This is a genomic window from Vibrio sp. JCM 18905, assembly GCF_055393305.1.
Genome location: NZ_AP043878.1, coordinates 59,156 through 83,804, shown reverse-complemented (window position 1 = coordinate 83,804; position 24,649 = coordinate 59,156). Strand labels below are relative to the sequence as shown.

Annotated in this window: 10 protein-coding genes; 4 read left to right on the top strand and 6 right to left on the bottom strand. The window is 44.9% G+C overall.

Annotation, left to right across the window (positions count from 1 at the left end):
• The first annotated feature begins 1 nt into the window (after position 1).
• On the top strand, positions 2-757 hold the full coding sequence (gene vctC, locus ACZ5ZC_RS00280) for an iron chelate ABC transporter ATP-binding protein VctC (protein WP_005397181.1): 756 nt from the start codon (positions 2-4) through the stop codon (positions 755-757).
• 54 nt (positions 758-811) lie between these two features.
• On the opposite strand, the gene cueR is transcribed toward vctC, so the two are convergent.
• Both cueR and ACZ5ZC_RS00270 read right to left on the bottom strand, forming a co-directional pair.
• Entirely contained in the window at positions 812-1,198 is a 387-nt protein-coding gene (cueR, locus tag ACZ5ZC_RS00275; RefSeq protein ID WP_012842332.1) for a Cu(I)-responsive transcriptional regulator, read from the bottom strand.
• An 87-nt stretch (positions 1,199-1,285) separates the two neighbouring features.
• Positions 1,286-2,254: a helix-turn-helix domain-containing protein gene (locus ACZ5ZC_RS00270; protein WP_047008259.1), complete on the bottom strand. Its 969-nt coding sequence runs from the start codon at positions 2,252-2,254 to the stop codon at positions 1,286-1,288.
• Positions 2,255-2,370: 116 nt separating this feature from the next.
• Between ACZ5ZC_RS00270 and ACZ5ZC_RS00265 the strand changes: the two genes are divergently transcribed.
• Both ACZ5ZC_RS00265 and ACZ5ZC_RS00260 read left to right on the top strand, forming a co-directional pair.
• Positions 2,371-4,377, top strand: coding sequence for a TonB-dependent siderophore receptor (locus tag ACZ5ZC_RS00265; protein WP_464931611.1), 2,007 nt, complete (start codon positions 2,371-2,373; stop codon positions 4,375-4,377).
• A gap of 42 nt (positions 4,378-4,419) precedes the next feature.
• Positions 4,420-4,701, top strand: coding sequence for a DUF2218 domain-containing protein (locus ACZ5ZC_RS00260; RefSeq protein WP_046875989.1), 282 nt, complete (start codon positions 4,420-4,422; stop codon positions 4,699-4,701).
• A 99-nt stretch (positions 4,702-4,800) separates the two neighbouring features.
• Here ACZ5ZC_RS00260 and ACZ5ZC_RS00255 read toward each other — a convergent pair whose 3' ends face one another.
• Complete coding sequence (locus ACZ5ZC_RS00255; protein WP_005397186.1) at positions 4,801-5,046, bottom strand: YgjV family protein; 246 nt, start codon at positions 5,044-5,046, stop codon at positions 4,801-4,803.
• A gap of 860 nt (positions 5,047-5,906) precedes the next feature.
• On the opposite strand from ACZ5ZC_RS00255, the gene ACZ5ZC_RS00250 reads away from it, so the two are divergent.
• Complete coding sequence (locus tag ACZ5ZC_RS00250) at positions 5,907-21,278, top strand: retention module-containing protein (RefSeq protein WP_464931610.1); 15,372 nt, start codon at positions 5,907-5,909, stop codon at positions 21,276-21,278.
• A 159-nt stretch (positions 21,279-21,437) separates the two neighbouring features.
• Here the strand turns inward: ACZ5ZC_RS00250 and ACZ5ZC_RS00245 are convergent, their stop codons facing one another.
• The 3 genes from ACZ5ZC_RS00245 to yccS all read right to left on the bottom strand — a co-directional run bounded on the left by ACZ5ZC_RS00245 (position 21,438) and on the right by yccS (position 24,388).
• On the bottom strand, positions 21,438-21,740 hold the full coding sequence (locus ACZ5ZC_RS00245) for a hypothetical protein (RefSeq protein ID WP_053807815.1): 303 nt from the start codon (positions 21,738-21,740) through the stop codon (positions 21,438-21,440).
• A gap of 80 nt (positions 21,741-21,820) precedes the next feature.
• Complete coding sequence (locus tag ACZ5ZC_RS00240) at positions 21,821-21,982, bottom strand: hypothetical protein (RefSeq protein WP_005396671.1); 162 nt, start codon at positions 21,980-21,982, stop codon at positions 21,821-21,823.
• 252 nt (positions 21,983-22,234) lie between these two features.
• Positions 22,235-24,388: a YccS family putative transporter gene (gene yccS / locus ACZ5ZC_RS00235; protein WP_005396670.1), complete on the bottom strand. Its 2,154-nt coding sequence runs from the start codon at positions 24,386-24,388 to the stop codon at positions 22,235-22,237.
• Between the last annotated feature and the right edge of the window lie 261 nt (positions 24,389-24,649).

Genomic DNA, 24,649 nt, shown 5'->3' with positions numbered 1-24,649 from the left:
TATGATAGTGATAGACAAATTAACGAAGGCCTTCGGTTCAAATAAAGTGGTTGATGAGGCCAATACTCAGTTTGAAAAGGGCAAAGTGACGTCCATTATTGGCCCGAATGGCGCGGGAAAGAGCACGCTGTTATCTATGGCTTCGCGCTTAACGGAGCGGGATGGTGGTAGTGTTATCATTGATTGTAAGGAAATTGCGGAATGGGACACTAAAGAGTTAGCGAAAAAGCTGGCGGTACTTCGTCAAGCCAACTCTATTACCATGCGATTTACCGTGAAGGAGTTGGTCTCTTTTGGCCGTTTCCCATACTCCAAAGGAAATCTGACCAAAGAAGATCATGCGGTGATTGAACAAGCGATCGACTATCTAGATTTACAAGGTATACAAGACAAATATTTGGATGAATTAAGTGGTGGTCAGCGACAGCTTGCGTTTATTGCCATGGTGATTGCACAAGATACAGACTACGTTTTTCTTGATGAACCACTTAACAATCTAGATATCAAACACTCTCTTCAGATCATGAAAGTCGTGCAGCGGTTAGCTCATGACATGAACAAAGCCATGGTGGTGGTAATTCATGATATTAATTTCGCAGCGTGCTACTCGGATGTCATATTGGCGCTTAAGCAAGGCAAAGTTGTGGCAAGTGGTGCGGTGGAAGAGGTGATTCAGGCGTCTACGCTAGAGGATATCTACGAAACGCCGTTTAATATTATCGAATTAAACGGCAAGCGCATGTGTACTTACCACTAATCCAACCTCAGGGCTTAATGAAAGCGATTCCTCAATGAGGATAGATAGGCGAGTTTACTTGGTGAGCTCGTCTATGATTGGGCATCGGCTTTCAGCGTCTCCCGGACAAGAAGAAACCCAACCCTCAAGTTGCGTTTTGATCTCCATGAGGTGCGCGATTTTTTCTTCAACCTCTCTCAGCTTATCCATGGTTCTTGCTTTTACTTCGCTGCTTTTTCGGTTGGGATTATGGGCAAGTTGCACAAACTCTTTGCATTCTTGCAATGAAAAGCCTGCGTTTTTTGCGCGTGATACTAAGTTAAGCTCTTGAATATGATTATCTGAATATTCGCGATAGCCAGAGTCACTGCGCGCTGGTGGAGATATGATCCCTTTGTCTTCATACAATCGAATCGACTTAGATGAAAGCCCAGTAAGCTTTGCGACAGCACCAATATTCATGTTTAACCTCCATAACGTTTAAGGCGAGTATATACCGATGTTGTGGATAAGACACTCCTAAATAACAGTCAGTTACCTGGGGCCTCTTTACTCTTTTATCACTTCATGCGGTGGTACACCAAATACCTTTTTGAAAGCGCAGGTGAAGTTGGAAGGGTGGTGGTATCCGGCTTCATAAGCCGCTTCCGTGATCGTCACTAGGCCACGTTCCAAGTGTTGCCTCGCAATCTCAAGGCGACGAAAGCGAATATAACCATTTACGGTCATATTGAGTGATTGTTTAAATCGGCGCTGCAGGTTTGAAACGCTCATTGAAAACACGCTTGCCAACTTTTCTAAGCCTAGTTCTTGCTCAAGGTGAGTTTCTATATAGCTAACAATATCCTCTATTCGACCATCTGTGTGCCGTTCATGGTTATTTTTATTAGCACTGAAGTTTTTGGGGATTTGCTCAGTCGCTTGATGCAAAATTTGATAGATCAAGCTTTCAACTTCCAACTTATCTTGGAATTCTTGTGGTGTTTCTCGGCTTGTCAGCGTTTCAGCCAGTTCGCATAACGCCTGGTTAAGCTCTAGAGGATGAAACGCCTGATGAGAGTTAAAAAAGGACCGATGACGACAGGTTTGGTCAAGGCGAGCCTCTAGCCACTGGGGCTTAACCAATATGTTGATCTTATTAATGACGTTATCTTTGAGCAGTGAACGACGAAAGTTTGCAGGTTTGAGTAGGTTCACCACGACACCTTTAGGGCCGTCGCTTGCGTCTAAATCAAATTGCAAATCGTCATAGCCAAACGAGAGCTTACCTTCTAAAAGAATAGTGACCAACAGTGAGGCGTGTGCAGTAGAAACAATATGTGAATCAACAAGCTCTAGGCAACGTCCACCATGAATAAAGATTTGATCATTGTACTGATATGATAGGAATTTGCCTTCTGCCAGTTGAGTTTGACAAGGTTGACCTTGCGTGACGATCCACTGCTTTTCTGTGGCTTCCAGTTTTTGGGTTAAAGCGATCTTGGCAATTCTAGTTCGTTTTGGTGTGACTTCCCGCATTTGACACTTCCTCATAACACTTGTGCGATTTCGCATAATCAAATCGCCTTTGTATTTATAAAACTCATGCTTATTATACCTGAGAATTATTATCATTAATATTTAGGAATGAAGTTATGGAAAGCCCTGCTTGTTCATCTATCAAGCTTTCAAGCCTTTGCCTTGCAGTGGGAATGGCGCTATCAAACCCTGTTTTAGCTCAAGATACCGAGTCACATTTTGAAGAAGTCGTTGTATGGGGAACAAAAGTTTCTAGCAATACTGAGTCGATGTTTGCGGACGACATGTCACTGAAGCAAGCGGATCATATGTCTGATTTACTGCGCGATATTCCCGGTGTTGATGTTGGTGGAACACACTCTGTGAATCAACGTATTACCATTCGTGGTTTGAGCGAAACCGATTTGGACATTCGTCTTGATGGTGCTTCTCAGCATGCGAGCATGTTCCATCACATTGGTAACTTGACGCTAAACCCTGACATTCTCAAATCTGCCGATATCCAGGTAGGTAATAACTCTGTGACTCAAAATGGCTTAGGCGGCTCGGTTTATTTTGAAACGAAAGACGCTCGCGATTTACTTCGTTACGATGAAAAGTTTGGCGCTCGTGTTTATGGCGGTTATGCATCCAACGACAACCAACAAGGCTCGTTGACACTGTACGGGCTTTTGTCCGAAAACATTGATGCGATGGTTTATGGCCATTACGTTACGCGCGATGACTTTGAAGATGGTGACGGCAACAAAACCTATGGCGCTGCGGGTGATGTTTACAACATTCTGGCTAAGTTGGGGTATGAACTAAACGACATCCATCGTTTTGAGCTCTCTTATGACATGTACCGAGACAGTGGTGATTACAGTCCGCGTCCTGATATGTCGGGTAGTGCGAACAATGGCTTATCGAGCACGTTACTTATTCCTACGGATTATGACCGAGATACCGTTACCTTGAGTTACGAGCTGCGAGGCGAACAACATCAGGGAAACGTCACGCTTTATAATACCGAGACAGAAATTAAACGGGATGAGAGCGTTATGGCTCCTCGCTGGCCTTCGAACCGTTTATCGAAGAACACCGCTAAAAACCAAAACTTTGGTTTGAATGGTAAGTTCCAGTCGGATGTTATGTTAGGTGAGTTTGATAATCGAATCACCTATGGTTTCGACTACATGGATAAGACATCTTCAAGTTACTACGGTAGCCGTAAGTTCATGGATGAATCGGCCATTTCAACCGCGCTGTTTGTAGAAGACCAGTTCTTCTTCTCTGATGCTTTCTTTGTTACCGCAGGTATGCGTTTTGATGATTACAAACGTGAAGCGGAAACGGGGACGAGTAACTATGATGATGTGACCTGGGCCCTAGCGGTAGAATGGGCAGTCACTCAGGATTGGACGTTGTTTGCGAGCGCACGCTCTCTATTCAAAGGCCCTGAGCTGATGGAAACCTTTATTGCTTACCAAGACGTTGCATTTTTAGAGGATGGACTAAAGCCAGAAACGGGGTTGAACACACAGGGTGGTGTCCATTTTGATAAAACCTTTGATAAGCATTTCTTTGGAGCGAATATTACGGCATTCCAAACGGAAATTGATGATTACATTGCAGACCAGTACCAAAACGCGACTCAAACTTACCTGATTTACAACTTAGGTGATGTCGAGATTAAAGGCTTTGAGGCAAGTGCTTCTTATGGCTACGACAAGTTTAACAGCAAACTTTCTTACTCTAAGTCGGACACCAAAAACAAGAATACTGGTGGCCCTGTTGCTGGGGGTAATGGGCGTAGCATTGATATGGGTGATAGTATTGCTCTAACTTTGGATTACCAGTCAGACGCTTTAGAAACGATCTTCGGGTGGAACTCAATGTTTGTTCTAGAGGAAGACAACGTCTTTGATGGTCAGCCAAAGAAAGCAAGCTATGATGTACATAATCTATATGCTCAATGGGTGCCGTCTGATATTGATGGACTGTCGGTGACCTTTGGTATTGATAATGTATTTGACGAGTTGTACAGCTCTCATGCGTCTCGTTCGGGTACTGCACGTGGCTTCACGCTTGATGACTACGAGCCTGGTCGCAACTTCAAACTTTCTGCTGCTTATCAATTCTAATAGGGCTCCCGAGAGGGGGCGCTTCAAAACACGAGTAAATTCATGATTAAAGAAAGCACCCGAATAGATAGCGAACATGCTGACAAATATTTAGTGACGCTTTGTCGGCATTTTGGACGAAAGGTTCCTGCTACTTGGAATGAAAACAGCGGTTTGGTGACATTCCCGACGGGAAAAGCGGAGTTTGCTCTTTGCGAGTCTAGCTTGACCATTATTTGTGAGGCGGATTCAGAAGAGAAACTGAGCACAGTGAAGGCGATAATCTCATCGCATGTAGACATGTTCTCTCGTCGAGAAACATTAGCACTTAACTGGGTTCGCTAGAGCTATTGATGAATGGGCAGAAAATGAGAGCGCATTAAAAAGCAAAAAGCCCGCGATCTTATCATTCGCGGGCTTTTATTGTTCGAATGCTATTGCTTTTTAGGCTCTAGATTCTAGGCTTTTTTTTTCCTGTTGCATTTTTGCTAGGAAGTAGATATTAACGCAAGCAATAAAGCCGTTAGTTAATACTACAGGCCAAGAATCAATCATTAGTCCGTAAGCAGTAAATAGCGCACAACCAATAAAGTTAAGGATACGAAGCTTAACAATATCTTTCATAGTTAGCGAAATTGCGACCATGATTGAAGCTGCATAACCTAAAATCTCAACCATATTCATGTCCATTTTTTGACCCTCTTAAAATCTGCCGAATTTTGTCGGTACCAATTCTTCTCATCTTGAGATTAATGAGGAAGCTCCATGCCTCGAATGGTCTTTTTTTGTTGTATGGACGCACTATATCAATGGAAAAACCGTGATAAAAGCCTCAAATCAAGGTTAAGAGAAGGTTAGCGATTACGCAAACGTTTAGGCCGGGAATTACTGATAATTTTACTTATTGTGTTGATTGATAATAACGATGGTATTAATAGCTCTCACATCATTGAAAGTGGGGGAATATTTACATATGATTGAAAATGATAATTATTTTCAAGTGTGATTTTTATGTATTTTCTTATTAGCTTGCTCGTATTTTTTTTACTGTATATCAGGACAAAGCCGAATTCGTGGTGCTCGGGAATTCATATTGTGAGCCACATTTTTATGGTTATATTTTGTCCAACGATTTATGTCATTCAATATTTAATCGTCACGTTTTTCTCGTCACCGATATTGATTAAGTTGTCATCACGTTCAGGTGTATACAACATTCTTATTGCTTTTCTTCCATTATTGATTGCAACCGGTAGTTTGGCGTTTAGCTGAGCGTTTTCATCTATCTTCTTTTTTAAAACGACTACACTTATACGGAATAAGATATCAATTTCATATAATTAATCGATATTGCGGCGTTAGGACATGTGTCACATTTCTGTGACTACTAGTAAGTTTTACTTACTTTGCTCATTAGTGCGCCATTTATCGATTGTTTAATGAGTTGATACTTAGTCTAATCGTCTAAAGGTGTGCAGTATGCCGCACTAAATCATTTAAAAACTATCTAAAAAGGTTAATGGGAAACGTAGGCCATTAGCGGAGGTCAGATGAGTACGCAAACCGTGCCGCAGAACGCGATTGTAAATGCTGTCAAAGGTGAAGTCTTGGTTTTAGGTCTGGATGGAAAAGTCAGGTCTATAAAAGCGGGGGATGAGTTAATATCTGGCGAAGTGATCATTACTGAAAATAACGCTTCTCTTGATGTACAGATACATAATGAGCTGTATCTGGTTGATGCTAATTGTGTCGCGTGCCTTCCAGAACCTTCTTTTGAACAACCAGAAACCTTGCTGCAATCTCCAGTTAATGGCCAGGTTACTTTCGATCCAACAGCTATCGAAGGTGCTAACTTTGACGCTAATGATGTCGCGGCCATCCAACAGGCCATTTTAGATGGTGCTGACCCGACTGCTATTTTGGAAGCAACGGCTGCTGGTGCTGGCGCTGAAGGCTCAGCCAATGCTGGCTATGTGACCGTTGAATATAATAATCCGGAAGTACTTGCCTCCACCTTTTTTGAGACGTCAGCGACTCGTAGCGGTGTAGAAGAACGCGATGAAGCTGATGATTTAGATGTCACTATCTTTGCCGATGGCGGACAATCATTGCAATCTAGCGTAACAGAAGGCTCAATTTCTCTATCAAGCTATCCGCAAACCATTTCTTCTAGTGTGCTGGTTGAAGCAGGGGATCTCGCACTTGATACCGCTTCATTTGTACCTGAAACGTCCTCATTAGAGTCTCTGTTAACCGAGCTAAATAGTGATATTACCTCTGCTGGTCAGCCAGTGGCGTTCGTTTATGACGAAGCGCAAAATGCCATTATCGGCACTCAAGAAGGTAACGAAGTGCTTCGTATAGAGATCGAAGCGACATCTTTAGGCCGTGATTTAGAGTTAGAGGTCGTTACCACGATTAGCCAGGGCATTGACCATGTCGCGTCTGTTGCTGATGGTCAAGTTTTCATCTCCGGTGATCAAATCAATATCGCTTTTGACATTACAGGCGCAGATATTGGTGGTAACAGTATTCAAGCACCTATCGGTTTCACGACAACTGTTATTGATGGCGATGATCCGGCGCCGCAAAACGTTACTTTTGAAAACGTTGAATCTTCTTCTACACCAATCACTGGCACCTTTGTTGATATTGGTAGTGATCAATTGGCAACGGTCACGTTTAATCAAGAAGGGCTTAGTCAGTTCGATGGCCTACTGAGTGATAATCAGGCGACAGAAGCAGTACTCTCTGAAGACGGCAGTACTATCACCTTGTCCATTGCTGGCTCGAATGAAACCGTCTTAACCATCAGTCTGAACACCGATGGCACCTACCAATTTGAGCAATTTAAGCCGTTAGAACAAACAAACGGTGAAGATACGATTGAGCTCTCTTTGCCAACCACAATCGTCGATTTCGACCAAGATACGGCAAGTAACACGTTTACGATGACCATCCTTGATGGCGATAACCCGGTGATTGAAAACGTGACGGGATTGTCTTTAGACGAGGCGGGGGTTGACCAAGGTTCACAGGAAGGCGCGGCAGTAACAAGTGGTACTGGGTCGATCACGACAGCGGTCGGTAGTGACATCATTGACCACTACGAGTTGGAACCTACAGAGTTTAACGTTGGTGGAGAACTCCAATCTCAAGGGCAGGTTGTTCAACTGGAAATAGCGTCCGAGAGTAATGGCGTGCGTACTTACGAGGGCTTCATCGAGCTGGATGGCGTGCGTATCACAGTATTTGATGTGGCGATTGATGCCCCTGCATTGGGCGAATACCAATTCAACTTGTATGAACAACTTGACCATACGGGTGCTAACGATGACTCGCTTACTTTCTCACTGCCAGTTTACGCGGTAGATGCGGATGGCGACCGCTCCTCGATTACCGAAGGTTCGAACACACCAGAAGCGGCGCAAATTGTCATTCAGGTTCAAGATGACGTTCCTTCGATTGATGGCGTTGATGCGCTGGCCGTCGATGAAGACGATTTATCAAGCATCGGCTCCGATCAAAGCGACTCTGTGCTCGCGCAAGGTAGCTTCACGACGACTCAGGGCTCAGACCGTGTTGTAAGTTATCAATTAGAGAGCGGCACTGATCCACTCAATGGGTTGGAATCACAGGGTCGATCTATCTCTCTGACGGAAACTGTCAACTCAGATGGCAGCTTTACCTATTCTGCAACGGCAGAAGGGGAGGCTATCTTCACCTTACAAGTGAACCCTGATGGTTCTTATTCATTTAGTCTTGAAGGCCCAATCGATCATGCTGTGGGTAGCGATAGCTTAACTCTAAACTTCACTATTGTCGCAACGGACTTTGACGGTGACACCAGTTCACTTGTTCTACCGGTAACCATTGCTGATGATGTGCCAACCATTAACGACGTTGTTGCTCTTACCGTCGATGAAGATGACTTAAGTTCGGTAGGCTCTGACCAATCACAGCCAACGTTGGTTGAAGGTCAGTTCACGACGACTCAGGGCTCAGATGGCGTCGTACAGTATCAGTTGGATGTAAACGCTGATCCTTTAAATGGCCTGCAATCTCAAGGTCAAACCGTCTCCATTGCCGAAACGCAAAATGCAGACGGCAGTTACACCTACAGCGCAACGGCAAATGGCAGTGCAGTTTTCACATTAATTTTGAATACCGACGGCTCGTACAGTTTTGAGCTGCAAGGTCCAATCGACCATGCGGCAGATCGCGACAGCTTAACCCTTGATTTTAGCGTTATTGCGACAGACTTCGATGGTGATACAAGCGAAATCGTGTTGCCAGTCACCATCGTGGATGATAAACCGACTATTACCGATGTTGATGCGATTACCGTTGATGAAGATGATTTAGGCACGATTGGCTCAGATCAGACTGACCCGATTTCTATTGATGGCAACTTCACCACCACACAAGGCTCGGATCGAGTGGTGAGCTATCAGCTTGATGCTTCTGCAACACCAGTTGACGGCCTTACATCGCAAGGCGTTGCAGTCACGCTGACTGAAACCTCAAATGGCGACGGCAGCTTTACCTACCAAGCAACGGCAGGCACACAAGCAGTCTTTACGCTGACGGTGAATACTGATGGATCTTACAACTTCATGCTAGAAGGGCCAATTGATCATGCTGTTGATAGCGATGAGTTAACGCTCAACTTTCCAATCATCGCAACCGACTTTGATGGTGACACCACAAACGCGACTATCCCTGTCACCATCGTGGACGATAAGCCAGTGATTACTGACGTGGATGCCATTACGGTTGATGAAGATGATCTAGCATCAATCGGTTCAGACCAAAGTAATCCAATTTCTATTGATGGCAGCTTCATAACCACGCAAGGCTCAGACCGTGTGGTGAGCTACCAACTCGATGCTTCATCAACACCAGTTGACGGTTTAACATCTCAAGGTGTGGCGGTAACGCTAACAGAAACCGCAAATGGTGATGGTAGTTTCAGTTATGAAGCGACAGCGGGTTCTGAAGCGATCTTTACGCTGACTGTGAATACTGATGGTACTTACAACTTCACGCTTGAAGGACCAATTGATCATGCGGTTGATAGTGATGAGTTGACACTGAACTTCCCAATTATAGCCACCGACTTTGATGGCGACACAGTAACTGAAATCATTCCAGTCACGATAGTTGATGATGTACCGACTATTACAGCGGTTGATGCGCTGAATGTTGATGAGGATGACCTTAACGTTGTAGGTTCCGACCCAGGCGGCGATCTGTTTGTTGAAGGCGCATTTACCACCACTCAAGGTTCTGACCGAGTGGTGAGCTATCAATTGGATTCAACAGCCGATCCTGTTGCGGGCCTGACGTCTCAAGGTGAGGCGATTACCTTGGTGGAAACCGCGAATGGTGATGGCAGCTTTACCTATGTTGCGACCGCAGATGGCAATCCAGTATTCACGTTAAACGTCGCAACAGATGGTACTTACGACTTTACGCTGCAAGGCCCAATCGACCATGCCGCTAACAGCGACAGCCTAACGATTGATTTCCCAATTGTTGCCACCGACTTTGATGGTGATACGGCCACGGCAACTATTCCAGTCACGATCACGGATGATGCACCAATCATCGATAATGTCGTGCCTCTGGCTGTAGACGAAGATGATCTATCAGGTATTGGCTCAGACCAAAGTGACGCTGTTTATGTAGAAGGTGCGTTCACGACCACTCAAGGCTCAGACCGTGTGGTGAGCTACCAACTTGATTCAACGGCTGATCCTGTTGCAGGTTTAACCTCTCAAGGTGAGCCTGTTACTCTGGTAGAGACTGCGAATGCCGATGGCAGCTTTACTTACGTTGCTACCGCGGATGGTAACCCTGTATTCACCATGAATGTGAATGCAGACGGTACATACAACTTCCGTCTGGAAGGGCCGGTCGACCATGCGTTAAACAGCGATGAGTTAGTACTGAACTTCCCAATCATTGCGACGGATTTTGATGGTGATACGACTACTGCGACCATTCCAGTCACCATTACTGATGACGTTCCAAGCATCGACAACGTTGTTCCACTGACAGTAGACGAAGATGATCTCGCCACAATTGGCTCAGACCAAAACGATGATGCGTTTATGTCTGGTTCGTTTAGTACGACAGAAGGATCGGACAGCGTTGTTAAATACCAGCTTGATGCAACCGCGGATCCTCTAGCAGGGTTAACTTCTCAAGGTGAACCTGTTGTGCTTGCTGAGACGGCAAACGGTGATGGTAGCTTTACTTACACTGCCACAGCAGATGGCAATGCCGTATTTGAATTAGTGCTGAAGCCAGATGGCAGCTACACCTTTACTCTGCAAGGTCCACTAGACCATGCGATGAGTAGCGACAGCCTACAAATCGATTTCCCGATTATCGCAACAGACTTTGATGGCGACACTTCAACTAAAATACTGCCTGTCACTATTGTTGATGATCAGCCAAGCATCACTAATGTTGATGCGATCAGCGTGGATGAAGATGACTTGGCGACGATTGGCTCTGATCAAAAAGAGTCCGTGTCGATTGATGGTCACTTTGTCACGACGGGCTCTGATCATGTTGTGCGTTATCAGTTAGACGTGTCCTCTAACCCTGTTGATGGCTTAACCTCACACGGGGTAGTGGTGACAATGACGGAAAGCGCGAATGCGGATGGCAGTTTCACCTATACCGCTACCGCAGGATCAGAAGCCGTATTTACCTTGACGGTGAACAGCGACGGCAGTTACAACTTCACGCTTGAAGGTCCAATTGACCATGCAACAGGTAGTGATGAGCTCACGCTGAACTTCCCAATCATCGCGACAGATTTTGATGGTGATGCCACCACAGAAACGATCCCAGTCACCATCGTGGATGATAAGCCGACCATTACCGATGTTGATGCGATTACCGTTGATGAAGATGATTTAGCCACGATTGGCTCAGATAAAACTGACCCGATTTCAATCGATGGCAACTTCACCACCACACAAGGCTCGGACCGAGTGGTGAGTTATCAGCTTGACGCTTCTGCAACACCAGTTGATGGCCTTACATTACAAGGCGTGGCGGTCACGCTGACTGAAACCGCAAATGGCGACGGCAGTTTTACCTATAAAGCAACGGCAGGCACAGAAGCAGTCTTTACGCTGACGGTGAATACTGATGGTAGTTACAACTTCACGCTTGAAGGACCAATCGACCATGCTGTTGATAGCGACGAGTTAACGCTCAACTTCCCAATCATCGCAACAGATTTTGATGGCGACACGTCTGCTGAGACAATTCCTGTCAAGATCGTTGATGACAAGCCGACACTTGGTGGCATCGAAGCAACAAGTGTGCAAACGGTTGACGAGGACGATATCCCAACAGTTGGATCTGATGGTACGCAGTCGAACAGCATTGCCGGTAACTTCATCGCGACTGATGGCTCTGATGGCATCGTCGAGTACGGTGTTTCTGACCTAACCACGCCAGTACAAGGCCTGACCTCTGGTGGTCAATCACTGGTCATGGTTGAAGTCTCAAACGCAGGTGGCGTTTCAGTTTACGAAGCTCGTATTGATGGCACGACGACACCAGTATTCCGTGTGACCCTTGATGCCTCTGATGACAGCTACACGTTCGATTTGCTTGCTCCTCTCGATCATCCAAATGCTGATGGCCAAAATGAACTGGTCATCAATTTGCCGATAAACGCGACTGACTTTGATGGAGACGTGTCGAACAACATCACCTTACCAATTACGGTTGTGGATGATGTTCCGACCATTGATGGTTTACTAGCAGGCAGTGAACAAACCGTTGATGAAGATGACCTACCAGCAGGTACTGATGCTGCAAGTGCAGAAGATACTGTTATTTCAGGTACTTTTGATATCACTGAAGGTGCTGACCAAGTTGCTTCTATTCAGCTTAGTGACCTGACCACGCCTGTTGCGTCACTGACTTCAGATGGTGAAGCTATCACCTTAGTTCTGTCTTCTAGCGCAAATGGCGTGAACGTATACCAAGGTGTTGCTGGCAATCCTGCTGAAGTGGTTTTCGAACTGACGTTGGATGCAACGAACAACACCTACGAGTTCGATTTACAGAAGCCGCTTGATCATCCAGATGGTAATCAGCAAAACGAGATTGTTATCAACCTCCCTGTGACGGCGACAGATAATGATGGTGATACTTCACCAGCCTTCACATTGCCAATTACCGTTGTGGACGATGTTCCAGTTGTTACCAATATTGAAAGCCTACGTGTCGATGAAGATGACTTACCTCTTGGTTCTGATGGCACGAAAGAGCCATTAACGATATCAGGTGAGTTCGAAGTCACTAGCGCAGATGGTATTGATGCTTTCGAATTGGATCTAAGCTCAAATCCTATCCCGAATCTGAAGTCGGGTGGAGAAGAGGTAACACTTTCTCAAGACGTTGGTGCTTCAACTGCTGACGCGCTTGTTTACGTGGGACAAACTCCGGGCGGAGTGACGGTCTTCACGCTGACACTTCATCAAGATGGTAAATACGACTTTGAGTTATCTGGTCAGTTAGATCACGCGGTTAACTCTGATGAGATTTTGTTGAATCTACCTGTGAAGATTACAGATGGCGACAACGATACCATCACTGCGACCTTGCCAGTGACCATCGTAGATGACAAACCAACCATTGATGCTATTAGCTCTGGTAGTACCTTGTCTGTGGATGAGGATGATATTCCAAGCCAAGGGTCGGACGACACGCCAGAATCCAATATCATTGGTGGCAACTTTGACGTTACCGATGGTGCCGATTCTATCGTTAGCTTCCAGTTGGATAGCTTAACATCGCCTGTTTCTAGCCTTACCTCAGGTGGTCAACCGCTTGAGTTGGTTGAGTTTTCAAATTCAAATGGCGTGATTGAGTACCGAGCTTACGTACAAGGTACGACGGATACCGTCTTTAAACTGACGCTAAATGGCTCAGCTGACAGTTATGAGTTTGAACTATTAGGTGCACTTGATCATCCTGCGGGTAACGATGAAAACTCGTTGGTCATTAACTTCCCAGTCAACGCGACTGATTTTGACGGCGATGTGTCCAATAACATTACCTTGCCGATCACAGTGGTGGACGATGTTCCTGCGATTGTGAAAGTGACTGACTCTAGCCAACAAACCGTTGATGAAGATGATCTTGCTGGTGGCTCTGACACGACAAGTGGGGATTCGACGGTACTGACTGGCGGATTTGAAGTCGTTGATGGCGCAGATGAGATTGTCAGCTACCAAATTTCTGATCTCAATGCGGTTGTGTCTGGCTTAACTTCGAACGGCAACAGCATCGAGTTGAATGTGGTGAGCTCGGTTGGTGGTGTAACCAGTTACGAAGCGGTCATTACTGGTACATCAACTAAGATCTTCACGTTGTCTCTTGATGCGAATAACGACAGTTACCAATTTGAACTATTGGGACCAATCGACCATGACGCTATTCAAGGTGAAAACAACCTTGTCATTGATATCCCAATTACAGTCACAGATTTTGATGGTGACACGTCATCTTCACTGAATCTTCCAATTACCGTGATTGATGACATTCCCGAAATTAAATCAGCAGATGCTTTGGCTGTTGATGAGGACGACCTCACTAATGGCTCTCAGGCAACCAACAAAGACAGCCTTGAAGCAACGGGTAATTTCGATACGGTGGAAGGGGCAGATACCGTTGTCTCTTACCAACTGGACCTGACATCTAACCCGATCCCGGGAGTCACTTCAGGTGGTCTTGCGGTGACGTTAGTTCAAACTGCAGTAAGCAACAACAACTACACTTATCAAGGGCAGACTCCGGATGGAAACTCAGTGTTCACGCTAGTTTTGCACGCTGACGGCTCTTACAAGTTTACGCTTGAGGGTGTGCTAGACCACTCAACCCAAGGCGAAGATACACTCATACTCGATCTTCCAGTCTTTGCTACAGATGTCGATGGCGATACGGCCGGTATTAACTTACCAGTGACGATTACCGATGATGTTCCAACCTTGTACGATGCATCTATTTCGCGTGTTGAGGGACAAGGCAGCCGCACGGTTCACTTATTCCAAGACCCTGTAGAAGGTGATGACGATCTTGGTGCTGACGGCGCACAAGTGACTTCATTTTCGGCTGATGATTCAGGCATTTACTTTAAGCAAAACGGTGTTGATTCTGATTCTGTCGATTTGAACGGCAGCGACCAAGTCGTATTTGTTCACAAGGTTCTTGACGGAGTGGATACTGAAATCGGTCGTTTGGTTGTTCGAACCGATGGCAGTGTGTCATTCCGTCCGAATGACGATCTTGACCATACAGAAACCGACTCGATTGATTTCACCATCAACGTTGTTGCAACCGATGGTGATGGCGATATCGCTGATGCCGATGTGGATATCTCGATAAGAGACCGTAATGCGCAAATTGACACGTCTACCGTTACTGCGTTCGAGGACCAAGGGCGTGATGGTGTCGTTGTGGGCGTTGACTCTGCAAATACTCAGGATAACTTGTCGACGCTGGATGTGACGCCGGCGAAAGTCGACTTGGCTATCAATTTACACGATATCGACCGTAACGAGAGCTTAGGTGATATCACTATTCGAGATGCTGATACTCACAACGGTACGTTCTACTACCGAGACGGCAGTGGCAACTACATTGAATTAACATCTGTGGACAATACGGTTGTTCTCGACGCCTCGAATGTCGAGCAATCATTTAGTGGCGAGCTTGTCTCTTTAGATAACTTGTATTTTGTCCCAGATCGTCATACCTCAACCGATGCTTCTGGTATCGATCCTCGTATCCGTGTGGAAATTCTTAACAATGGTACGCCAGATCATACGATTAATGGTCGTTTAGACATTGAAGTTGCTGCCGTTGCAGATATTGCAACGTGGACGGCAAACAGTGAATTTAACTACTCGGTTGATGAAGACGGAAACAACGTCTCACTTAATATCACGGCTGAAACTCAAGATACTAGTAACCCTGAAGGCATTGTGTACGAGCTCGTCTTTACACAAGGGGAAGGTAACGCAGAGTTAGTATATTCGGATGGTAGTGCGATTCCACAAACTGGTGGTGTTTATCTCGTAGATGCCAGCCGAATTGGTGACGTTCAAATTGACCCAATCGATAATTTCTCGGGCGAAATAAAGATTGATGTAACCGCGATTACAACAGAAAACAATAATCCGTTATCAGGGAAAGAAACGGCACGTTCAGAGACGGAAACTATCATCATTGATGTTAACCCAATCGCGGACCTAGGTAGTTTTACGGTCAACCGAATCAATGTCTTTGAGGATAACGCTCGAACTCAAGACACTGTCAATCCTGTCACGGATCATGATCCACTTCAGTTAAGTGAAGTGATTACCATGAAGCCGTCTGCGGATTTAGATGGTTCTGAAGCACTGTTTGTGCGTATTTCTGACTTCTCAATTGATGGCGTTACGTTAGTGTGGCTTGATTCAGCAAACCCAAGCCAAATCGTGGAAGTGACCGATTCAAGTGGCAATGTACTCTATTACGAAGTGCCAGAATCTGAGTTAGCCAAGGTCGAAGTGCTTCCTCCGTTGCACAGCAATGATGACTTTACTTTCAACGTTGAAGGTATCGTCAAAGACACGGCATCGTTATCTAATGGGGTTGCCGAAGATATGTTGTCACTAGGCAACAAAACAGTGATCGTCGGTGTGAAAGGCGTAGCTGACATACCATTTATTGAGCTGAATGATAAATCAGGGATCTGGCATGAGTTTAATGACGGCAATGTAAGAGGTATTGAGACTAATATCGATGAGAATGGTCAAGTAGAGTTGGGCTTTAGTGTCATCTCTGGCGAGTTACCAGATAACTCGAATGATCACTCAGAGTCGGTTACGGTTCTGCTGTCCAATATTCCGGCAGGTGTCGAGGTATTTGATAGCGATGGTGCATCCGTCGATCTGACCTTTGTAGGCTATGACGCGCAAAATCAGCCAATCTATGAAGCCAATATCACCACGGCGAATATTAATTCTGGAATTGTTATTAAACCGGAAGCGTCATCGACGGAGAACATTCATATTACAGCGACGACGATCGTCACAGAGAATGATGGTCACAGTCGAACCTCATCGGGTGAGATCCGAATTATTGTCGCTCCTGTCATTGATGCGCAAGATAACTACACGGTTCAATCAGAAGGTGATGAAGATACACGCTTTAATATTGATTGGAAGCCAACGTTGGCTCAAAGCCCTGATACAGACGAGTTCTTTAGTGATGTGACGATTTCTGGATTTCCTCCAGGCAGCACGGTTTATGTCGATGGCGTAGCACAAACATTGGTTTCTGGAACATTAACACTTTCGCCACTAGCGAACGAGTCGGAGCAAGACTTTTCTGCTCGAATCTCTCAAAGCGGGTATGTCCAGGTGCAATTAGAGCAAGACTCTAGTACTGACTTTGATTTGAATACTACGGTGACGGTGAAAGAGATTGACCACGAATATGTCGATGCTTCTAATCCAGGGCAGGGAATTGCAGAAAAAACCATCAATGGCATGGTGCATGTCCAAGTCAATCCAATCGTTGAGCCAGAAAATACAACAGGATCGCTAGACGCCCAGACACGTTTGCTTGTTACTGAAAGCACTGGCGTTGTCACTGACATCGTGAAGTCAGACGGTCAAGGGAACATTGATTTTACGATCAATACTTCAACGGGTGGGGAGTCTGGTGCGAATATCATCAAATACCAAGAGTTTGACGCCTCTTCAGATGAAGTAGTGACTCAGTTTGTTGTTCAGTTCCACAATGTCGACCCTGAGATTCTCAATCAATTGGTCATTGTTGGTGCATTGAACGAAGGCGGCGGTCGATGGACAGTCATTGACGAAGAAAACTTCTCGATTAAAGCGCCTTCGGGTCTTGATTTAACGCCAAACGACGACAGCGATGATGGTGACAACGGCGGTCTATCTCAAATTGGGTTAACCATCTATGCCGAGGTCAACGATTTAGGTGAAGATGCCGTTGAAAAAGACGCAACAGTGGTAAGAGAAACTGACGTGACACTTGAGTTTCCGACGGTTCTCACGCCGCAAACGAGTGTTGCCGCTGAAATTCAGGTGGCTGATGACGTCCAAATTGAAGCATCGGAAGATAATGCGATCGACCTTGGCACTCAATTGACGTCGAAAGTCGATGCGATTAATGCGGATGGTGTGGAAGATGTTTTGACTGTTGTTATTGATCCATCTGCACCCGGTATTCCTCCAGGCTTGGTGATAACAGGCACTGATATCGATTTTGTCAATGGTAAATACGTTTTCCAAGCAGATATTGATGCTAGTGGCAATATCACAGGTTTGGACGGTTTAACGATGCACTTGGCAGAAGATTACGCTGGTGATTTCGAATTGCCTGTGAGGTTTGTCACCAAAGACACAGAGTCTGGCGACGAAAAAGAAAACAACGTGCGAATTCCAGTTCAGGTTTTACCGATTGCAGATGTTCCGAGTTCGGCGGGTGATCAGCCATTAGATGGTGATGTTACACCAAATGTGACAGTGGATATCACAGGTACTCTCGGTTTAGACGCTAACAAACAACCAGTTAATGACCTAAATAACGATGTACCAACGGCGGATGGTGTGGGTTATGAAGATGGTTTAATCCAACTTAATCTAAATGTCGATTTTGCTGACCGTTATAACAATATCCAAGGTGGTCAGGAAACGCTAACGAATATCAAGTTAGAGCTCGATGACCCAACACTGGGGGAGTTTGTTGACGCAAATGGCAATAGCTTAGGGACAAGTATTGAGTTTAATGAAGCAGAAATTTTAGCGGGTGCGCTTGATAATGTTCTGTTTAAGCCGAAAGAAAATTATCCCGTAGGTGGGGGACAAAACACCGTCAAGATTAATATCGAAGGAGAGATCACGGACGAGGCTGTATTTGATCAGTCTATCCTAAATAACCCTGGCGATAATATCGACATAAGAACTTTTACTGATGACGTGACATTCGAAGTTACGCCAGTGGTGGACGATATTACGATTACAGGTGCCGATCCTACGAAGCCAATTACCGTGGTTGGTGACGAAGATACTTTAATTTCGTTGAATCAATCGGGCTCAGGGGTTTCGATCAGCTTAAACGATAATGATGGCTCTGAAAGTTTCGTTTCACTCAAGTTAATAGGGATTCCTGACGACTTTGTCGTTCAATCCAATTCCTCTGATTATGTTGTTAAGAACAACGGCGGAGGAGAATGGAGTATTCAGCTAAAAGACCTTACTCAGACATCCGTTGATTTGAGTGACATCCAAATCAAACCGCCGAAAAACTTCAGTGGTGAGGCAGAGATTGGAATTACCGTGTTCATCCAAGAAGAATTGTTACAAGTACCAACTGAGCGAACTAATAACTTTACGCTGGTTGTGAATCCTATTGGCGATGATGTTGATGTGAATCCTGATACTTCAGCTGCGGGGAATGAGGGAGAAGATATTGTTATCAACGTCAATGCGTTGGTGGTTGATAACAAAGAGTCCATCGGAGATGGCGCAACCTACCAGGAAAATGATCCAGAGACGCTGAGAGTTGAGATTTCAAATGTCCCTGATGGGGCGAGTGTTTCATTACCTGATGGAACGGTGTTTACTGACCAAGGAAATGGCGTCTTCGTATTAGAAATCGATGCTCAAGATTTGGATCAAGTGGTCTTTAATTCTGGTGATCGAAACGATAACTCATGGGGAGGGTCACTGCATTTCAAAGTGCAAGCGGTTGATACCGGGCTCGATGGTCGCCAAAGTTTAGGTTCAGCCGAGGAGTTTGACGTAGCTGTTGATGTTGAAGCGGTGAATGATCGACCGGAGTTCGCGAATGTCATTGACGTTGAAACACCAGAAGACAACGCTATCCTGCTGGATACATTTGGTATTTCGGATGTGGATGCGGTACTTGATGATCCTACCGCAGAGTATGTCTTGAATATTGCTGTCGATAGCGGTTACTTGGTGCTCAATCCATCGATTATTGCCAATTACGGATTGACGGTTTCTGGAGACGGCACGGGTTCAATTGAACTGAAAGGAACCGTATCTGACCTTAACGCCGCTATCGCTGATGGTTTAGTGGAGTTTAACCCAGCGCTTAACTTCTTTGGTAACGTCAATGTCGACATCTCTGTCGATGACCAAGGCAACGAAGGTATCGTGATTAGCGGTGTCGATGAAACACTCAATTCAAATAGCAGCCAATTTGTAATTGAAGTCACAGAGGTGAATGATGCGCCAACAACATCGGAAGTGACGCTGACAAGTATTGATGAAGACAGCGGCGCTGTTATTGTTACCGCAGCGGACTTGCTGGTTAATGCGGTTGATATTGAGTCGGACAATTTAACCGTTAGCAATGTTACGCTTGTCGACCCTGCAGCAGGGACGCTTACTCAACTGAGCTCAACGGAGTGGAGCTTTGAACCTGCTCTTGATTTTTACGGGGATGTAAGCTTTAATTACGATATTACGGATGATGGCATGACCAATGGCGTCTCGGATCTGAAGACCGTCAGTGGCTCAGCCGTGATGACAGTGCAGGCGATTAACGATGCTCCGGAGATTGATGGCTCAATGGTCACAAATACGATTATGGAGTCATCGGATCAAAAAATCTCAGGTTTCGAAATTACCGATGTTGATTTTGCAGGTATTCATGAGAATGAAATCATGACGGTGTCACTCAGCATCGATGAGGGTGATATAAGTGTCGTTGTCCCGGCGGGGAGTGGCATTACTCAAGGCGTTGGTTTAGCAGGTGAAACTGTACTGATGGGGACTTTGTCTCAGCTTAATAGTCTTTTCGCTTCGACGGATCCGGATGTCGGTGTATTTATTGATGCCAGTGACGTGAACAGCAATTCTATTGCGCTTACCGTTACCGCTGATGACAACGGTATCTTCTATGACAACTTAACGGGTACCTCACTACAAACATCAGAAACGTTTGATATTAACGTAACGCCTGTCGCTGACGTACCAAACTTGGCCATTGATCAGAACTTTAGTTACATTCAAAGAATTAGTGCGAGTCAAAGTGCAAGCCGTCAAGGCATCGCGCTAGTGGGTATTATGGCGGCGTTGACCGATGTCGATGAAGTACTGGCCTTAGAGCTCACTGGCGTGCCAAGAGGAGCCACTATCACGAGTGAAGCTACAACATCGAATATCAGCTTTGATGGTACAACATGGACTGTTCCAGAAGATGAAATTGATACGCTACATATCAATAATGCGATCCCGGGAGATTACGATATTACATTGACTGCGGTTTCTACTGCATCAAATGGTGACCAAGCGTATTCAACGCCATTAGACATTAATCTAAACGTTACACTAAATAGTCAAGATATTGATCAGTCAGCTGAAAGTGAAGACAGCTATCTTATTGGTAGTGATGCAGGCATTACTTTAGCAGCCGGTACGGGAGATGATTATATCCTAGGAGGAGATGGAGATGACGTGCTTATTGGCGGACTAGGCTCTGATATTCTGACTGGTGGTGCGGGTAGCGATATCTTTAAATGGACAGAAGACACGGTGGATAATGGTGCGATTGACACCATCACTGACTTTAGCGTCAATGAGGACACCATTGACCTCAAAGACGTGATCGCTGATTTGAATGATCCAACGGCAGGTATTGATGATTTACTTGCGCACATTCAAGCCGATTACGACGCATCAACAGAAAATGTTTCTCTGAACATTACGACGGATGCAAATGTCCAGCAAACCATTGTTGTGGAAAACTTAGGTACATCGATAGACTTCAACGGTCTTAGCTCCAATGAGATTGTAGAGTCATTGCTGAATCACGGTGTTATTGATAACGGATAAATTTGGATTCAACATAAAACGGGCGGCTTTAACAAGGCGTCCGTTTTTATTGGGAGTTATTGATTTTTATTGAGACTTATTGAATCGAAATAGCACAACATTAGGTAGCAAGAGAGGGCTTGTTACGGATTTGTAGTGACAGGTCGGAACTAAGAAGTTTTAGACGTGAATATCGAGTAAGCTGCCAATGACTTCATTGTTTTTCTCAATGACGGACGCACCCACTCGGTTGTAACCTGCAGCTTGCGTAAGGTTGATGAGTGATTCAACTTTTTGAGAGGGGAGACTAGGAGTTGAAGCGGTTATTGCGACATCTGCCACTTTAGCCAAATCGATGTTGTGAGAAGCGATCTCTTCTTTCACTTTACCTAAATTATCATTAATGCCATGCGCAGCTTTTTCAGCCATCTGCTGTGACATCTGAACAATTTGTTGCCCAGATTGAATTCCTGATACAGGCATATCACCACTCCCAACACTATGCTAATGAGAGCATAGGTGGAGTTTATAAAACGTTCAAGTGTTTTATATCAATGATTTGATTAAGCAAACAGTTTAGAAAGCATTTCTCTTTCTTCAACAGAAAGTACTGGGTTTTGTGTTTTGTTTAACTTTACGCTTATCTCACCCTGTAATGATTTCAACTGACTCGCCGTTAAATCACTGAGCTTTTGTTTAAGTTCATTAAATTGTTGTGCGTTCATCTCAATACCCTCGTTGTAATTCGGTTTATCCTTCATTTCCCGAAATTCTTCGTCCTTTGGATACAACATATTTATTCAACCTAGGTAGATTAGAATTTGATCGATTGCTTTTTGTCCGAATATTGTCAAGGTGCGTTAAGTGATACGTCAGATTTTTCCTATGAAGGTAATAATTACCCACTTTGGGGTAGATAGAAAAGTAGAAAGAAAAAAGGAAGCGACAATCCGCTTCCCTTTTATATGCGTGTGTTACTAGTTAACCCTCACTGCAAACTTACTGGCGAGTGAATGTAGCTCTGGGAGCATGCGATAGATAAGGTGAAGTTGCTGCAATACCATGCGAGCCGAACTATCATCTTCATCTCGCCACTCATTCAAGCGTTGCTCAAGCCCTGCGTCGTCAATATTAGATAAATCGCACTCTTCGCAATGCTGGTGAAGCTGTTTATGGAGAACGTCTAAATGCTGATGAATACAGCGGTGTGCATCTAAAACGAGCTTATGAATTGACTCATCTTCAATGCGAGTTCGGTGCGCACCAAGAGCAGAAATATAGTTCAGCATTGCGTGATTTAACGTTAAGAAGCGGAAGCTTTCATCAACGGCAGCACGATATTTACCAGGTTCCGCAAGCATTGTACTGATGGCAGAAGAAAGTGAGGCATCACTGTTATGGGCCTGACGACGAGCAATGCGATAGCTCAAGTTGTCCTTTTTACCAATTCGATACTGACCAATGATCTGATCGAGATACTGTTTGTTAGCATCTATCGCATCCGACATGACTTTGTGCAGCCTTCTCGATTGCCAATCTGGCAAAATAACCAGCACGGCTCCTACAGCAAGCACACACCCGATGAGGGTATCAGCCAGTCGAGGAAGCACAACCGCGTAACCTTCACCTAACTGGTTGAATAAGAAGAGGACCAGTAGTGTGATAAAACCAGTTGCGTATCCGTAATTGTTCATCCGAAAGGCGAAAAACATCACGCCAGAAATAACGATGAATACTAACTGGCTTTCTTGAGAAGGGAAGAAAGTCAGTAATGGTACGCCAATTAACAAACCAGCTAAAGTGCCTATGACTCGCGCTGTCAGTTTTTGACGTGTTGCGCTGTAGTTCGGCTGACACACGAAGAGAGTGGTTAAGAGTATCCAGTAACCTCGGTCGATGTTGAATACTTGAATGATTCCATAACCAATCGTCAAGGCAATCGACATACGCAATGCGTGTCGAAACAGCATCGAATCTTTGTGTAAATTCGCGGATATACGCTGCCACATGGCTTTTAATGTGTGCGGGTTAGTATCGGCGAGCGTATCTTCCTCTAGGCCCTCAACATCTGGGTTGTTAATGTTATTCAGTTGCTTTTCTACCGTCGCTAAGTTATTGAATAAATATGTTAACTGCATTAGCAGACGTTTCCAGTGTCCTTGCTTTTGTTCTTCTAAGTAAGCAAGTGAATTTTGCACTTCAGCTAAGGCCAAGATGGACTGATCGGTATGTGAGTATTCATTCCCTAGCTGAATCGCTAATGCAATATCGCGACACGCTTGGGCTTGAGATTCCAAAAGATATTTAAAACGAAACAGCACATCAGAACGTTCAAATTCAGTTGCTAAATCTTGATAGCGGTAATGGCTAGAGCTGACTCGTTCGTGGATGTCTTGAGCGATGAAGTAGATATTTAAGAATCGGTCACTAGGGCCATCAATGTGGCCGCGTTTCGAGCGGTTTAGTAATGTGGCTTTGCAAGCGTTTAGCGCCATCACCGTCGCTGCGTTGCACTTGGCGGCTTCAATCCGAAGTGGCTGTGGCGTTAGGTTGGTGACAGGGTGAAAAAGCTTGGCTTTCGCATCGAGATAATTTGCCATTTGGAAGAACACATTGGCTAAGCTTTGTTGTACAGGCTGAAGAGGCCAAAATATCTGCCAAATCATCGACATGAAGTAATACCAAGCCGCACCAGTTAAAAGCAGCAGTGGCTGAAACCAAATGTTAGTACTCTCATGTGCGCCAAGCATGGTGTAAATGGCGATCAGCAAAGAGCCGAAAGCAATGCTCGCGTATTTAGGACCTATCGCTCCAAGAATGATAAAACCAAAGGTTGAGATAAATAACCCTAATGCAAATGCCCAAGGGGTGTCGAACAAGATTTCAATTGAGAAAGCGGCGAGCGCAAAACAGAGAAAGGTCAGAATCAGCGCCTTGATGCGTCCAGTGAAACTATCATCACTCTCTGCCAAAGCAGCAGCAATAACGCCCAGTATTAGCGGCGTGATCAGCGTGTTTTGCTCGAAGTACCAAGTCGGGATAACTACACCCAGTAAGGTGATTAGGATAAGAACGCTGTAATTTATGGTCTTGTTTGCCCAATAGAGCCGAAATTTAGAAGTTGCTTGCACAATGCGCCTTATGTTTCCGATGAAGAACGGGGGAATACTACCAAACCCACTATAGCGCGTTTATGATTTACTTTAAGAAAAATTCGTTGTTGCTGATAAAATCAACAGGGATGTCATTGACTTATACTAAAGCAGCCATGCAATGTGTCTATAATTGTAAAGTCAGCTTCAAATAGAATGAGCTTTAGGTTACTAAATCGACAGTAATGTGAATTTTATTAAAGAATAAAAGAAGATGCTTACTTAGGTGCTCGCCATTGC